The organism is Paraburkholderia sp. CHISQ3, assembly GCF_030464945.1.
In the GTDB taxonomy this organism is placed as follows: domain Bacteria; phylum Pseudomonadota; class Gammaproteobacteria; order Burkholderiales; family Burkholderiaceae; genus Paraburkholderia; species Paraburkholderia megapolitana.
In genome coordinates this window covers 1-14,848 of sequence record NZ_JALPRG010000010.1, presented here as the reverse complement: position 1 = coordinate 14,848, position 14,848 = coordinate 1, and the positions used below count along the sequence as shown (strand labels likewise).

The window sequence follows — 14,848 nt, the reverse complement described above, 5'->3', positions numbered from 1 at the left end:
AACGGTGACGCGTGCGTTCAGAAATGTCCGGTGAAACGATAGCGGCTGCCTGGGTGCCACAGGTTCGCAATCGATGCGACCACGCTCTGCGACCACGTACGCCGATGCAGCACGAGACACGGTTCGAGCGGGTCCATCGTCAGTTGCTCGCGGGTGCTGTCGTCCGGTGCGGCTGCCTCGATGCGGTACTCGACACGCTGCAGCGGCGCGACGCGCACGAGGTACTGATTCGGCGTCGTGTTGGTGAAATCCTGCAGCGCGTATTCAGGTGCGACTGCGGGGTTCACCCAGCGCTCTTCGAGCTGCACCGGTTCGTCGTTTTCGCAATGCAGTACGCGCGAAAAGAAAATCGGACTGCCCGCAGCGACCTGCATTTCTTCGGCGAGCGCCTCGTCGGCAATCGCGGCGCCGAGTTGCAGCACATCCGCACGATACCGATGACCGCGCGCGACGATCTCGTCGGAAATACTGCGAATCGCCACCAGCGTCGATTCGTACTTCGGCCGCGCGACGAAGGTGCCCGCACCCTGCACACGCGTGAGCACCTGCTCCGAAGTCAGCTCGCGCAGTGCACGGTTCACCGTCATCCGCGCAACCTTGAACTCGCGTGCCAGTTCGTTTTCCGACGGCACCTGGTCGCCCTCCCCCCATTCGCCCGCATGAATGCGGGAGAGGATGAAGTCCTTGATGCCTTGATAAGCCGGTGCGTTCATGCGGGTTGCTCAGTGAGCTACGTCAGTCGTTCGGTACGGTCAATGCGCGGTAATCACTTCACTTCGCTTCGGAGGCGAATGCGAACGGGCTGTGCGCGGCGATCGTGCCGGTTTGCACGAGCTTCGTCACGGCCGCGATGTCCGGCGCGAAATAATGATCGATTTCGTAGTGCGCGACTTCGTTGCGCACGGTCTGCATCACGCGTTGCAGGTTCGGGCTCGTCTGGTGCGGCGCGCGCAGATCGACGCCTTGAGCGGCAGCCAGCAGTTCGATCGACAGGATGTTCGCGGTGTTCTCGGCGATATCGCCAAGCTTGCGTGCAGCAAACGTCGCCATCGACACGTGATCTTCCTGGTTCGCGGATGTAGGCAGCGAATCGACCGAAGCCGGATGCGCAAGCGTCTTGTTCTCGGACGCGAGCGCGGCCGCGGTGACGTGCGCAATCATGAAGCCGGAGTTCACGCCGCCATCCCTGACGAGAAACGGCGGCAGGCCCGACAGCGTCGTGTCGATCAAGAGCGCGATGCGGCGTTCGGCCAGCGCGCCGATTTCGGCGGCAGCCAGTGCGAGATTGTCGGCGGCGAACGCGACCGGCTCCGCGTGGAAGTTACCGCCCGACAATACTTCGCCGGTGTCCGGGAAAATCAGCGGGTTGTCCGAGACGGCGTTCGCTTCGATCAGCAGCACGTCGGCCGAATGGCGCATCTGGTCGAGACAGGCACCCATCACCTGCGGCTGGCAGCGCAGCGAGTACGGGTCCTGCACCTTGTCGCAGTCGGCGTGCGACAGATTGATCCCCGAGCCGTCGAGCAGTTCGCGGTACGCGGCCGCCGCGTCGATCTGGCCAGCGTGGCCACGCAACGCATGAATGCGCGCGTCGAAAGGCGTCACCGAACCGGCCGCCGCATCAACCGACAGCGCGCCTGCAACGAGACCGGTGCGGAACAGGTCTTCGATCGCGAACATGTTGTACAGCGCAAGTGCCGTGGAAGCCTGCGTGCCGTTCAGCAGCGCGAGGCCTTCTTTCGCTTGCAGCGTCAGCGGCTTCAGACCGGCGAGTCGCAGCCCTTCGACAGCGGACATACGCTCGCCCTTGGCAAACACTTCACCGACCCCGAGCAACGCCGCCGACATATGCGCGAGCGGCGCGAGATCGCCCGATGCGCCAACCGAACCCTTCACCGGGATGACCGGCAGGATGTCGGCGTTGAACAGCGTGATCAGCGCTTCCATCACTTCACGGCGGATGCCCGAATGGCCGCGACCGAGGCTCGACAGCTTCAGTGCGATCAACAGACGCACCACCGGCCGCGACATCGGTTCGCCAACGCCAACCGCATGCGACAGCACCAGATTGCGCTGCAACAGCTCAAGCTGGTCGCGCGGAATATGTGTGCTGGCAAGACGTCCGAAACCGGTATTGATGCCGTAGGCGGGTTCGCCTTTCGCGGCGATGTCCGCGACGGCCTGCGCGCATGCGTCGATCGCGGCGTGGCTTGCCGGATCGAGCTGGAGCGAGACGGACTCGCGGGCAATCTTGCGCAGTTGGGGCAGTGTCAGTTGACCGGGGGTGAGCTTCATCATGAGAGTCGATCCTGTCTATACAATTTCCGAAAGTCTAGCGTCGCCAGCTTGTATATACAAGTCCTTTCGACGCACCGCGCATCAGGGGTTTCCACTAGGCCAGTCATGGCTGACCGCGTTATTTTTGTTGCTGCGCCACAGCACTCCGGGGCCAGGCCGGCGGTATGCCGCCTCAGCCGGCTACGGTGCACCACGCCACAGCTTGTATATACACGTTCAAAATTTAACCACGCAAGCGGACAAAAAAACCTTCCGCGCGACGGCGCCACGCCGCCTGCTTGAATAGCCGGTTGATTCATGCGTTCAGATCAAAAGTGATTTGAGGCAGGTGCCCTTTTTGTATGCGGTACCGCGCCGCATACTCGCCTCACTGCTTCACGAAGCGAACCCACTGGAGAACGTCTTGAACATTTTCATCACTGGCGCCAACGGCTTTATCGGCGGCTCGATCGCGGTCGGGCTGGTCCGCGCGGGTCATCGCGTGACCGGTCTCGTGCGTAAGCCCGAACAGGCCGCCGAACTGCAACGCCTCGGCATCGCGACTGTGGTCGGCACGCTCGACGACCGCGCCCTGCTGATCGATCAGGCGCAAGCCGCCGACGCTGTCATCAACGCGGCAAGCAGCGACCACCGCGGCGCGGTCGAGGCGCTGATAGAAGGCGTTGCCGGTTCCGGCAAACCGTTCCTGCACACGAGCGGCTCGAGCATCGTCGGCGATGCATCGGGTGGCGAAGCAGGCGCCAACGGGGCGGCGCCGGTGTACCGCGAAGACGCGTTGCCCGAACCGACCGCGGACAAAGCTGCCCGCGTCGCGATCGACCGGCTCGTGCTCGATGCCGCGAAGCGCGGTGTGCGCTCGGCGGTGCTGTGCAATACGCTGATCTACGGTCACGGTGCGGTGCCCGGCAGCGCGAGCGTGCAGTTGCCGCGCCTGATCAGCCAGGCGCAGAAGAGCGGCGTGGTACGGCATGTGGGCAGTGGCGGCAACGTCTGGTCGAACGTGCATATCGACGATGTCGTCGACGTGTATCGCCTCGCGCTCGAAAAAACGCCGGCCGGTACGTTCTATTTCATCGAAAGCAGCGAAGCGTCGTTCCGCGACATGACGACTGCGATCGCCGACGTGCTTGGTCTCGGCAAGCCGCAAGACTGGCCGCTCGAAGAAGCTCAAAAGGAATGGGGCTACGAGATGGCGTCGTACGGACTCGGCTCGAACAGCCGGGTGCGCGGCGAACGCGCGCGGACCCTGCTCGGCTGGCAGCCGAAGCATACGTCGGTGCTCGACTGGATCCGTCACGACATGGTGCGCAAAGCGTAAGCGATGTAAGCGTAGGTGTTGCGAATCCGTAAGCTCATGTCGATAGAATCGCCCGCAATTCTGGGTGCGATTCTATCGACGAGCTGCGATTTCCCTCATGACGCTTGCGCTGAATTTCGACTGGCTCACCAACCTGCTCGCGATACTTTTCGTCGTGGCGTGTCTGCACGACCTGCGTCACGACGAGTACGGCACGCTAACGTTATCCGCAGCGGCCCTTGGGTTGATCGTCATGGGCATCGAGCTGTTTCTGCGGCCCGCATTCGATATGTCGTTGTGATGCGCTAGCGGCCTTCATTGCGCCGCCGGCACCAGATGCAGTTTCGTTTCGGTCGCGGCCTCAACGGCCTTACGCGAATACAGCAGCGGGAAATACGCCCCCTTCAACCACAGCGGTGCGAGATCGCGATAGTGCGGACTGTCGGGGTCGCCCGACTGCCCCGGCAGATTCACCGCGCGCGAATTGTCCCAGTTACCCACATCGACAACCACGCGAAACGACGGACCATTGGTCTGGACGAAATCGTTGACGCGATACGTCGACTGATTCGGCGTAAACGGATCGCCGCCCCTCGCTAGCGGACCGACATTCAGTTTCGCGCGCATCGCGTCGTCGACGATCGCCGCGAACGGGTGCGCGTTCAGATTGGTTTGCAGCTTGCCCCATTGCCGTTGCGTCGCGTCGGCGCCTTCCAGCGAACGCACCTCGGCCCACGCTTCTCCGAGACTCTTTAGCAGCACGGCATCGCGTTTCCCTGCGGCATCGGTGCCGAAGCGCTGCTCCGGATGTTCGAGCGTGTCGAGCATCACCGCCGGATCGGGCGCGCCGAATGTGGCCGCGGCCGTCTGCGACAGCAGCGCCGCCTTGAACGCCTTGCCGAGATGCCGGCTAAACCACACCTCTTCGAGCGCGGCCTGCGCCGAATCGGCGCGCACCTCGCCATTCCAGCCTTTGAGCAACACGAGCGCCGCATGCGTGTCCGGGTCGTCGCTCGACAGCGGTGCGAGCAACGCAACGAGACGCTGCGCCGGGATCGACACGAGATCGTTCTGCAGGCGCTCCGAGTCTTCCAGCGAGACTTTCGGCAATCCCTTGAGCACTTCGTCGATGCGCTCGTGCCGCGAACCGTTGGTCCATTCGAAGCCGAGCTTGCGCTCGCGATATGGATAGTCGTCGGGCAGGTTCATCTGGTTCGACGACGTGAAGTAGCCCTGCTTCGGGTTATAGATCGACGGCAGCTGGTCGCCGCGCCAGAAGCCCGCCCATTCGTAGCGGCCATCGCCGGGTACCGGCATCAGCCCGTCCCAGTTGGGCCGCTTCGGCGCGAGACCGCCCGGCACCCAGCCGATATTGCCGTGCACGTCCGCATAGACCTGGTTTTCGGTCGGCGCGCCCCAGTTCAGCATCGAGTGCTGGAACTGCGCGAACGTGCGGGCCCGCATGTAGCCCACCGAGCCGAAGTACGGCGACATCCCGGGTTCGAGCCACGCGGAGCGCACGGCGAACGCACGATGATGCTCGCCGTCGACATCGATCACCGGGCCATGACGCGTGAACGTGAGATCGACCGGCACCGGCGCGCCGCCGCGCACGTCGATCGTTTCGTGGATCACGCGGAACGGTTCCCAGCCGTCGCCATAGCGATACTCGCCGGGGTTGTCCGGATTGAGCTGGTACACATACAGGTCTTCCTGATCGATATTGAAGATCGTCAGGCCGAAGGCGATCGTGCCGTTGTGGCCGATCGACACCGCCGGCAGCGACGGCTCGCCCGCACCGATGATATTGAGCGTCGGCGTGCTGATCTGCGCGATATAACGCAGGCTCGGCGCTGAATATGCACGGTGTGGATCGTTGGCCATGATCGCGCGACCGGTTGCCGATTTGGCTGGTGCGACGACCCAGTTGTTACTGCCTTCGCTGGTTTCGTCGGGGTCTTCGATGCGGTCGTCAGCGGCATCGTTGCTGGCGAGAGCGAGTGTGTTCGCGTGAGCTGCCGTACCGTCGCTCGCATGCGAGAGCGCGGCCGGTGTAAGCACCGCGTTGCGTGTTGCCAGATCGAAGACCTTCAGCACGTCTTTCGGCAGACACGGATCGAGACCATCGGGCACCTGGGTCTGCCACGGCGGTTGCAAGCCGACGCGCAGTTCGTCGGCCGCTAGTCCTGCTTTGCACGCTACATTCGCGCGCGCCACCTCGCTAGTCAGATTGCGCGTCAAGCCGTGGCTGCGAATCCGCACGACGTCCTCGGGCGCCCACTTCGCAGGCTGGTAATCGAGCTTGCGAAACTCGTACGGCATCTGCTCCGGGTGCAGTTTCAACCAGTCGATATACGCATTGATACCGGCGACGAAACGCGTCGCGATCTGTTGCGCGTCGGGACTGTAGCGCTGCCACTCGGTCTGCATGTCGCCGCGATACAGGAAGAGCCGCGAGGCGCGATCCTGCTCGACGTAGCTCGGACCGAATACTTCGGACAGCGTGCCGAGCCCGCGCCGCCGCCACAAGTCGATCTGGAACAGGCGATCGCGCGCGGCGTTGAAACCCTGCACGAAAAACGCGTCGCTTTCCGTTTTTGCATAGATGTGCGGGACGCCCCAGTGATCGATCAGGATGTCGGCCGGTTGTGCGAGACCCGGTACGTGCAACACCTGTTGCGGGATCTCGCGCGCGGCGACGAGGGTCGGCAGACCGGCGCTCAATGCACTTATCGCGGCCAGCACGACAGACGTTGCGGCATACCGCAAGGCGAATGGTGTTCGGGTCATGCAGGCGTCTCCTGATCAACGAATGTTGTCTTGAGCCGCGGACCGTCGGAGGTACTAGCACACGCATCCCGTTCGCGGACGATGCGTGCCAGTGTAGTGCGAGTCGGCTTCGGGCGCTGCCTCTGCGTGAAAAAGGCACGCGCGAAAGCGGATCGACCAGGTGTTAACAGGCAGTGTGATAAAACGCGGCCCGTCGATGGCGGGCCGCATGCACCGAGCTACAACGCTACGCTGCGATGCTCAGATCGCCCAACCACCCAGGTAAAACGCCGCCAGCACCACCGCAATCACCACCGTGCCGACGTTCAGCTTGCGATACTCGCCGCTGACAATACGCCCGATCACCAGCGTGCAGAAGCCGAGCATGATGCCCGTCACGATATTTGCGGTCAGCACGATAAACACCGCACACACGAGCCCCGACATCGCGTCGACCATATCGTCCATGTCGAGCTTGCTGACACTCGACAGCATCAGCAGCCCGACGTACATCAGCGCGGGTGCGGTCGCATACGACGGCACCAGTCCGGCGAGCGGCGAGAAGAACATTACGACGAGGAACAGCAACCCGACAACCGCTGCCGCCATTCCCGTTTTAGCGCCGGCGGCAACGCCGACCGTCGATTCGATATACGCAGCAGCCGGTGCACCGCCGAGAAAACCGGAGAAGATCGAGCTGAGCGAATCGGCGGTCAGCGCGCGGCCGCCGTTGATGATGCGTCCATTCGCATCGAGCTGACCGGCCTGCCCCGCGACCGCGCGGATCGTGCCGGTCGCATCGAAAACGGCGGTCATCACGAGGGCGAGCACGCTTGGCAGCACGGCGAGCGACAGCGCACCCTTGATATCCATCGCGCCGATCAGCGACGCGTGACCGGGCGCACTCAGCGACGGCAACGCGAAAACACCGTGGTACGTCACCGCAGGGTCGAGCAGCAACCCCAGTGCGGAGATCGCAACGATCACGATCAGGATCGAGCCCGGCACACGCCGGCGCACCAGACCGACAATCGCCGCCAGCCCCGCCACCGACATCAGCACCGGCAACGACGTGATATGGCCAAGCGAAACGGGCAGCCCCGGCCCCGGGTTTTTCATCACGAGACCGACGTCGTTGGCGGCGATCAGCAGCAGAAAGAGGCCGATGCCGATACCGGTGCCGTGCGCGATGCCGGCCGGCAGATTGCGCAGAATCCACGCGCGCACGCCGGTCACCGAGATCGTCGTGAACACCACGCCCATCAGAAACACAGCGCCAAGCGCGACCGTCGGATGCAACCCCTTGCCGAGCACGAGACCGAACGCGGTGAACGCCGTGAGCGAAATCGCGCAACCGATCGCGATCGGCAGACGCGCCCAGATGCCCATCAGCAGCGAGCCGAACGCGGTGGTCAGACACACGGCGACGAACACCGCACTCGTATCGAAGCCCGCCTTGCCGAACATGCCAGGGACGACGAACACCGAATACACCATCGCGAGAAACGTCGTCACTCCGGCGATGAATTCCTGGCGTTGCGTGCTACCGCGTGCGCTGATTTCGAAGTAGCGGTCGAGCAGACCTTGTTTGCCGAACGCCGGATCGAACGTCCGGGTTTCGACATCGGCGTGCGGGTGTGCGTGGGGTTCCATCATGGCGAATGCCTCCTTTATCAGCATGCTGAAACGGCTGGTGTGCAGCCGTCGTCAGGGTTCGTCTCTTGGGTTTATGTGCTGCGGGTTCGGCTTGCAGCGCGCCGCTGCAGCGTTCTTTTTTGCTGTCCCGAAGGGTAGGCGAACACAAGCGGGCCTCCCATCGCAGGGACGGCATGCCCGGCATGTCAGCGGGCGTATATCGCGGGAGGGACGGGAGTATGCGGGCAGGTGCCGCGTGTTTACACCTACGGCCGGACGGCGGCGAGATCGCTGCCGGGTCGCTGTAACGCATGACCGCGTGTCGTTCTTCGGGCCTGCACGTACAGCGGTTTTGAACGCAAGCGAACGGCGCCGATCTTACCTCGCGTCGTGCGCTAACGCCAACGCATCGCTGCGCTGAACGAGGCGATGCGCCGCCGCAGGTTAAACTGCGCCCTATCTATCGATCAATGCCGCGGCGCCACAGGTGCGCCGCGCGGCCCATGGAGTACTCATTGATGAGCGGCGGTTTGCCACGTCCAGCTTTGCGTCTGCCAACTCCCCTGCTACCCGGTGCGCTCGCCGCGCTTGTGCTGTCAGGTTGTGCGCTGTTCCACGGGCAGCAGCCCGCGCCGGTCACCGATGCGCTCGTCAGCACGGTGGAACCCGCCAGCGAACCGGTCGCGGCATCCGAGCCCGAACCCGAAGAGCCCGAAACGACCGGACACGACCAGCCGCATAAACCGAAGCACCCGACCGTCAAGCCGCACAAGCCCGAACCGCCGCCGCCCGTTGTCGCGTCCGCGCCGGTTGCGCCCCCGCCTGCGCCGATCATCACGACACGCCTGATCGATCGCAGCCAGACGCATGCGCTGCTCGACAGCGAAGTGCAGCGACGCGACGGCAAGGTGATCGGCCGCGCGGTCGACCTGGTTGCCGACGCGGGCGGCAAGCCCAACGAGATGATCGTGAATCTGCAGGGCTTTCTCGGTATCGGCGACCGCAAGGTGAGCTTTCCGTGGAGCGTGTTCCGCTTCACGCCGGGCGGCCACGGCTCGCCGATCACACTCGATGTGCCGGTCGGCAAGCTGCCGCTCGCCGATCGCCCGAAGCGCGCCGGTGCAGGCGTGCCGGTAACGGCAACGCAACTGCCGCTGCTCGACACGACCGTCGAACGACCGAATGGCGCCGCCGTGGGTCGCGTGGTCGACGTGCTGATCGACGGTAGCGCGCAACCGCAGGCCGTCGTGCTCGACGTCAGCGGCATGGTGAGTCCGGACCGTCGCACGATCGCGGCGAACTGGTCGGCGCTGCGCTTCGTCACCAAAGATAAACTGCTGCACGCCCTGCTCGATCTCAACGACGCGCAGATCAAGGCGTCGCCACCCTACGCGTCGGACAAGCCAATCCAGGCGGTTTCTCCTGTGGTGCCGGTCGCGGCTGCGCCCGCTAGCGCGGCTCCCCCAACTGCTCCACCTGCTGCGGCCTCGCCGGCCCGGGCGTCGAGATGACGAACCCGCTCATGGTCAATACCCGCAGCCTGCGTGCGCTCGACTGGCTCAACTTTTTCGTGGCCAACGTGCAAACGGGCTTCGGGCCGTTCATCGCGTCGTATCTCGCCTCGCATAAGTGGACGCAGGGTGAGATCGGCATGGTGCTGTCGGTGGGTACGATCAGCGCAATGGTCAGCCAGGTGCCTGGCGGAGCCGCGGTCGATGCGCTGAAGAACAAGAAAGGCGCCGCTGCCTGGGCAATCGTCGCGATTATCTTGAGCGCGGTCTTGCTCGCGTCGAGTCCAACGGTGTTGCCGGTGATTGCCGCTGAAGTCTTTCACGGCTTCGCGAGCTGCATGCTCGTGCCGGCAATGGCGGCGATCTCGTTCGCGCTGGTCGGGCGACAGGATCTCGGCGACCGGCTTGGGCGCAATGCACGCTGGGCATCGATAGGCAGTGCGGTCGCGGCGGGCCTGATGGGTCTGTTCGGCGAATACTTCTCGGCGCGCGCGGTGTTCTGGCTAACCGCCGGGCTGGCGCTGCCCGCACTCGTCGCACTCGCGATGATCCAGTCCGAGTACACCAGCTCGCCCGCGAAGGCCGTCAAGCCGAACAAAGCCAGCGCAAAAGCAGACGCGCTGGGCGAGCGCGAGACCTTGCTCGAGCTGCTGCGCGATCGCCGCATGCTGACCTTCGCGGCCTGTATCGTGCTGTTCCATCTGTCGAATGCGGCGATGCTGAATCTCGCGGCCGGCGAAGTGACCGCCGGCATGGGCGACAACGTGCAGCTCGTGATTGCCGCGTGCATCATCGTGCCGCAGGCGATCGTCGCGATGCTCTCGCCATGGGTCGGACGCACTGCGCAGCGCTGGGGGCGCCGGCCGATCCTGCTGATCGGCTTCTCCGCGCTGCCGGTGCGTGCGCTGTTGTTTGCGGGTGTAAGCAGCCCTTTTCTGCTGGTGCCGGTGCAGATGCTCGACGGGATAAGCGCGGCGGTGTTCGGTGTGATGCTGCCGCTGATCGCGGCCGACGTCGCCGGCGGCAAGGGACGCTACAACCTGTGTATCGGCTTGTTCGGCCTCGCGGCGGGCATCGGTGCAACGCTCAGTACAGCGGCCGCGGGCTTCGTCGCGGATCACTTCGGCAATGCCACCAGCTTCTTCGGGCTCGCGACGGCCGGGGCGCTCGCGGTGCTGCTCGTCTGGCTCGCGATGCCCGAGACGCGCGATGCGCACCGTGCCGAAGAAGCGGCAGCCGGCGCAACGGGCGACGCACCTGCTGCTGCGGGATCGGCGGACTAGCTCTTGCCTCAACGACCCAGGATGCCGATGAAGATGCCGATGACGACAAGCGTCACGGCATCTTCTGAACCCACTGGCTGCGCCACGCCGGTGCCTCGAACGGGTCCGTAAAATACTGCGTCTCGTGCACGACCTTGCCGTCGTCGCGGAACTCCATAACGCTGATCGTGTAGGCGGCTCGCCCCTGGTAGTTGATCGAGTATTGCGAAACCCAGAGATTGCCTTCGCCCTGAATCCGCGTGACCTCGAACCCCGACGGCTTGCCCGGATGATGTCCGCGCAGCGCCTGTAAATTGGCTCGCCCGAGAATCCGCTCACGCGATTGAGGATAGTCGCAGATCGAATCGTCGGCGTAGATATCGTGCTCCGCTTCCAGATCGCCAGCCGCCGATGCCTGCCAGTGCGCATTCAGGATTTCGCGTATTTGTGCTTCCTGCATGATGTGCCTCCGGATACCCGTCTGTTGCGTTGATCGGTTACGTGCGCCGCGGAATAAACCCCGGGCTACCCGTCTTGACGACTTCGTTGAACCGCTGCCTTGTCTCGATCCGGTTGATCTCGTCGAATGCATCGGCGGGAAGCGCCGAGACAGCGAAATTCTCGCGCGCACGGGCCTCGGTTTTCGGTGTGGTGAGTAACGCACCACCGCGCTGAACCGCCCACGCCAGCAGCACCTGCGCAGGCGTTATACCGGTTTGCGCGGCGATCCGCACAATGACCGGATCTTCGAGCGGTCCCGGCCGGATTCCGTGACCCAATGGCGCGAAGGCCAGAAACACGATTCCGTGCTCCTTGCAGAATTCCAGCAGTTCCGTTTCCGGAAGATACGGATGCGCTTCGATCTGCACGGCCGACGGCTTGATCCGTGCCGCTTCATAGAGCGGGCGCAATCTGTCGAGACCGATATCGGATAGACCGATGGCCCGACATTTCCCCTGATCGACGAGCGCTTCCATCGCTCTCCATGTATCGAGCAAGGTTACTCCTTCGTCGTAGATGACCGCGCCGCTTTCATCGCGGGGGTCCTGCTCTTCCCCCGGTTGAAACGCGAACGGCGTGTGGATCAGATACAGATCGAGGTAGTCGATGCCGAGTCTGTCAAGACTTGCCTCGAAGGCCGGCCGGACACGCTCGGGCCGATGATTGGTATTCCACAGTTTGGTGGTGATGAAGAGGTCTTCGCGTGCGATCCCTCCCGCAGCGCGCTCTGTGCGCAGTGCCTCGCCGACTTCGCGCTCGTTGCGATAGCGCTCGGCGGCGTCGAAGTGTCGATAGCCGGCGCGCAGTGCATCTCTGGTCGCGCTGATCGTGGTAGCGGCATCGGGAATCAGCGTGCCGAATCCGAGCGCGGGCATACGGCCGTCTCCGTGATTCAGCGCCAGGGTTTTGCTGCGGAAATCGGTCGACTCAATCATGGTGACACCTCCGTACTACTTCATGTCCTGCGAAGAAAGACCGGCGCTCACGTTTAAGAGCCGGACGTCAATGCGATGCGCACTTCCCGATAGGCGACGACCAGTGCATCGAGGTCGAACGCCCGGTTCAATCCACTTGGATTCGGCAAGACCCACGTGCGCGCGCCGCCGAATGATTTTGCCTGCAGCCCCCACTCGATATCGCGTGTACCGGAGATCGCCGAGAGCGCCATCTTTCCCAGAAACGCAATATGTCGGGGTGCGTACTGCTCGATCTTGCGTCGGAAGTCATCTCCAGCCAGTTCGATCTCCGGGCGTGACAGTTCGGCCGCGCTTGCAGTCGCCCGCGGTACCACTGCCGTGAGGCCGTAGCCGTACTGAAGCAACGTGCGATCGTCTTCGGGACGAATCTGTTCGGGCGTAAAGCCGGCAAGATGCACGACTCGCCAGAACCGGTTGCTTCTGCCTGCAAAGTGATGGCCCGTCGATGCCGCACGGATACCCGGGTTGATTCCACAAAACACGAGCGAAAGGCCAGGCTCGAGGATGTCGACGAGAGATGGCAGGGAATCGACGGCGTTCATGGGTGAAGCTGTCCTTGAAAGGAGGCCCGTCAACCGGTGTTGACGAGCGATGACCCAGCTTACCGCAGTGACCCCACACCATGGACATGCCGGCCGGCAATTGTCTTTTGCGTCGGTGTAACAGCGAGATCGTCGATTGACTCCCGGATATCGACTCAGTGCGTCGCAACGCTATCGATGAAAGCCGCCAGATCGTGATTGAAACGATCTGCCTCTTCCATGAAAGGCGCATGACCTGAATTTGCGTACAGCTTCGTTTGAATGTGCGGATCGAGTGCTTTCGCCCGGGCGATTGCGCCGCGCGTGTTCACAAGCGCATCTTGCTCGCCATACAGCAACAGCACGGGCACCTTGATCGCGCTTAAGCCCTCGGCAGCAGGGACCGTCATCGACTGAACGGCGCTTTGCATGTCCCACGATGCCATCGCCGCGTTTGCAAGCAGACGTTCGGTGGTGGAGCTGTCGGGCTGCGTGTGGAAGCACAGGCTCAGGAACGTGCGCTCGCCATCGAGGTGGGTTTTCAGATCGGCCGAAGTCATGTCGCGATAGACCTGCGGATGCGCCACAATCTGGTCCGCTTTCAGTTCGATGACACCGTCGACATACACCGCCCCGGCAATCTGGTTGTCGCCGAATGCGGCCAGATAGTTCGATATGACGGCGCCGCCCAACGACCACCCGACCAGCACAGGTCGATTCGCATGCGACGACGCAATGACGGTGGCGAGGTCATCGGCCCAATGCCGTCCGTTGCGATACGCTTCGGCCCCAACTGGTTTGCCGGATAAACCGTGGCCACGCAGATCGTAGGTAATGATGCGATATCGCTGCAGCTCGGCACTGTTGACCTGTGCATCCCAGTTCAGTCGACTGCCGAGCAATCCGTGAATCAATACGACAGCAGGCCCATGTGGGTTTCCCGATTCCTGGACGGCCAGCGTGACGCCGTCAGGCGCGGTGACCGTGTAGTTTTTTGTATCCGCGATTGCCGCGGATGATACTGCGAGCGTGGCAACCGTCGCTGCGAACGCCGCAAGCGCGTGACGAAGAGTTTTGTAGAGCATGAGTTGTATTCCTGGAACGTTAAGACGCTCACAGTCTGGAGCCTGACACTGATGTGAGGGTCAAGCGATAAGTGCTATGCTTTTTCGCATGATCCAATCCATCGAACAGAGACTGCTATCCATCGGCGAACTTGCGCGAGAGACCGGCGCAAGCGTGCGCTCGATCCGTCATTACGATGAACACGCCCTGCTAACCTCTGTTCGCGCAACCAATGGCTACCGGGCGTTTCCAGTGGCAGCCGTCACGCAGGTCAGGCAGATTCAGCGCATGATCGCGACGGGTTTCAGCCTGGCCGATATCCGCTCGTTTCCCGACTGCATGCGTATGATCGAAGGCGCGGGTGCATGCCCTGAAACCTCCGCGGCTCAACGCAAACGACTGGCCTCGATCGAGCGTCAGATTGCGGATCTCGAACGCCGTCGTGCGCGCCTGCTGAAGACGCTGGCTGATGGAGCGGTTCCGCCTCTAGACTAATTTGCGCGAAGGAGTGTCATGGAGAACACCCACCCCTTACCTTCCTGGTTCGTCGCAGGCAGAAAGATCGTCATCGTCGCCTACGCAATTGTCTGCGCGCTCTGCGTCGCCAGCATTTTTATGCTGATGATCGTTAGTGCTCTCGTGTACCGGGATTTCAGCAACTACAGCCTCGCCGGTAACCCCTGGGAATCCAGCTCGTTTCCCTGGTATGTCATCGACTCCATGCGGCTTATGACTGTGGTTGCGGCTCTCGCGGGTGCGGCGGTAGCGTTCTACGCTCTCTACGGCGGCATCGCTCTTGTTTCGCTCAAGATCGTCCCGGACGCGAACGGATTGTCCGCGTGGCGCCGCCTGCTGGTTGCGATCATCGCGATTGTCGTGGGACTGGCACTCGTAGCCTGGCTTAGCCACTGGAGCTGGCATTGGTAACGTGGTCCGGTGGCGATGGGACAAAGAAGACTAGGGAAGGTCTGCAGAACTCGTTTTCTGAGTGCCGATCGTTTTGCTGATTAAA

General features: G+C 62.9%; 14 protein-coding genes. 6 read left to right on the top strand and 8 right to left on the bottom strand.

The genetic code is table 11. The annotated features are described in order from the left end of the window. Positions 1–17: 17 nt before the first annotated feature. Positions 18–713 (bottom strand): histidine utilization repressor, encoded by a 696-nt coding sequence (gene hutC, locus M0D65_RS22695; protein ID WP_096719415.1) that lies wholly within the window; start codon positions 711–713, stop codon positions 18–20. A gap of 58 nt (positions 714–771) precedes the next feature. Further along, positions 772–2,298 carry a histidine ammonia-lyase gene (hutH, locus tag M0D65_RS22690; protein WP_266254666.1) on the bottom strand — a complete coding sequence of 509 codons (1,527 nt, stop codon included), beginning with the start codon at positions 2,296–2,298 and terminating at the stop codon, positions 772–774. A 403-nt stretch (positions 2,299–2,701) separates the two neighbouring features. On the opposite strand from hutH, the gene M0D65_RS22685 reads away from it, so the two are divergent. Both M0D65_RS22685 and M0D65_RS22680 read left to right on the top strand, forming a co-directional pair. Next, entirely contained in the window at positions 2,702–3,616 is a 915-nt protein-coding gene (locus M0D65_RS22685; RefSeq protein ID WP_266254665.1) for an NAD-dependent epimerase/dehydratase family protein, read from the top strand. A 97-nt stretch (positions 3,617–3,713) separates the two neighbouring features. Then, a complete protein-coding gene (locus M0D65_RS22680; RefSeq protein WP_091019005.1) occupies positions 3,714–3,896 on the top strand; it encodes a hypothetical protein in 183 nt (60 codons plus the stop codon). 14 nt (positions 3,897–3,910) lie between these two features. On the opposite strand, the gene M0D65_RS22675 is transcribed toward M0D65_RS22680, so the two are convergent. Beyond that, the gene (locus M0D65_RS22675; protein WP_266254664.1) at positions 3,911–6,385 is read right to left on the bottom strand and encodes a penicillin acylase family protein; all 2,475 of its coding nucleotides are present in this window, start codon (positions 6,383–6,385) and stop codon (positions 3,911–3,913) included. A gap of 240 nt (positions 6,386–6,625) precedes the next feature. Then, positions 6,626–8,020: an NCS2 family permease gene (locus M0D65_RS22670; RefSeq protein WP_266254663.1), complete on the bottom strand. Its 1,395-nt coding sequence runs from the start codon at positions 8,018–8,020 to the stop codon at positions 6,626–6,628. A gap of 497 nt (positions 8,021–8,517) precedes the next feature. Between M0D65_RS22670 and M0D65_RS22665 the strand changes: the two genes are divergently transcribed. Together M0D65_RS22665 and M0D65_RS22660 are read left to right on the top strand one after the other, a co-directional pair. Then, positions 8,518–9,510 (top strand): PRC-barrel domain-containing protein, encoded by a 993-nt coding sequence (locus M0D65_RS22665; RefSeq protein ID WP_091019011.1) that lies wholly within the window; start codon positions 8,518–8,520, stop codon positions 9,508–9,510. Next, positions 9,507–10,793: an MFS transporter gene (locus tag M0D65_RS22660; protein ID WP_266254662.1), complete on the top strand. Its 1,287-nt coding sequence runs from the start codon at positions 9,507–9,509 to the stop codon at positions 10,791–10,793. Before M0D65_RS22665 ends, M0D65_RS22660 begins: the two co-directional genes overlap by 4 nt. A gap of 52 nt (positions 10,794–10,845) precedes the next feature. On the opposite strand, the gene M0D65_RS22655 is transcribed toward M0D65_RS22660, so the two are convergent. From M0D65_RS22655 to M0D65_RS22640, 4 genes are all read right to left on the bottom strand, one after another. Next, positions 10,846–11,232: a nuclear transport factor 2 family protein gene (locus M0D65_RS22655; RefSeq protein ID WP_091019015.1), complete on the bottom strand. Its 387-nt coding sequence runs from the start codon at positions 11,230–11,232 to the stop codon at positions 10,846–10,848. Between the two features lie 37 nt (positions 11,233–11,269). Further along, a complete protein-coding gene (locus M0D65_RS22650; protein WP_266254661.1) occupies positions 11,270–12,208 on the bottom strand; it encodes an aldo/keto reductase in 939 nt (312 codons plus the stop codon). A 53-nt stretch (positions 12,209–12,261) separates the two neighbouring features. Beyond that, positions 12,262–12,792: a G/U mismatch-specific DNA glycosylase gene (gene mug, locus M0D65_RS22645; RefSeq protein WP_266254660.1), complete on the bottom strand. Its 531-nt coding sequence runs from the start codon at positions 12,790–12,792 to the stop codon at positions 12,262–12,264. A 155-nt stretch (positions 12,793–12,947) separates the two neighbouring features. Next, a complete protein-coding gene (locus M0D65_RS22640) occupies positions 12,948–13,856 on the bottom strand; it encodes an alpha/beta fold hydrolase (protein WP_266254659.1) in 909 nt (302 codons plus the stop codon). An 88-nt stretch (positions 13,857–13,944) separates the two neighbouring features. On the opposite strand from M0D65_RS22640, the gene M0D65_RS22635 reads away from it, so the two are divergent. Both M0D65_RS22635 and M0D65_RS22630 read left to right on the top strand, forming a co-directional pair. Then, positions 13,945–14,331: a MerR family transcriptional regulator gene (locus M0D65_RS22635; RefSeq protein ID WP_266254863.1), complete on the top strand. Its 387-nt coding sequence runs from the start codon at positions 13,945–13,947 to the stop codon at positions 14,329–14,331. 18 nt (positions 14,332–14,349) lie between these two features. Beyond that, positions 14,350–14,763, top strand: coding sequence for a hypothetical protein (locus tag M0D65_RS22630; protein ID WP_266254658.1), 414 nt, complete (start codon positions 14,350–14,352; stop codon positions 14,761–14,763). The last annotated feature ends 85 nt before the right edge of the window (positions 14,764–14,848 follow it).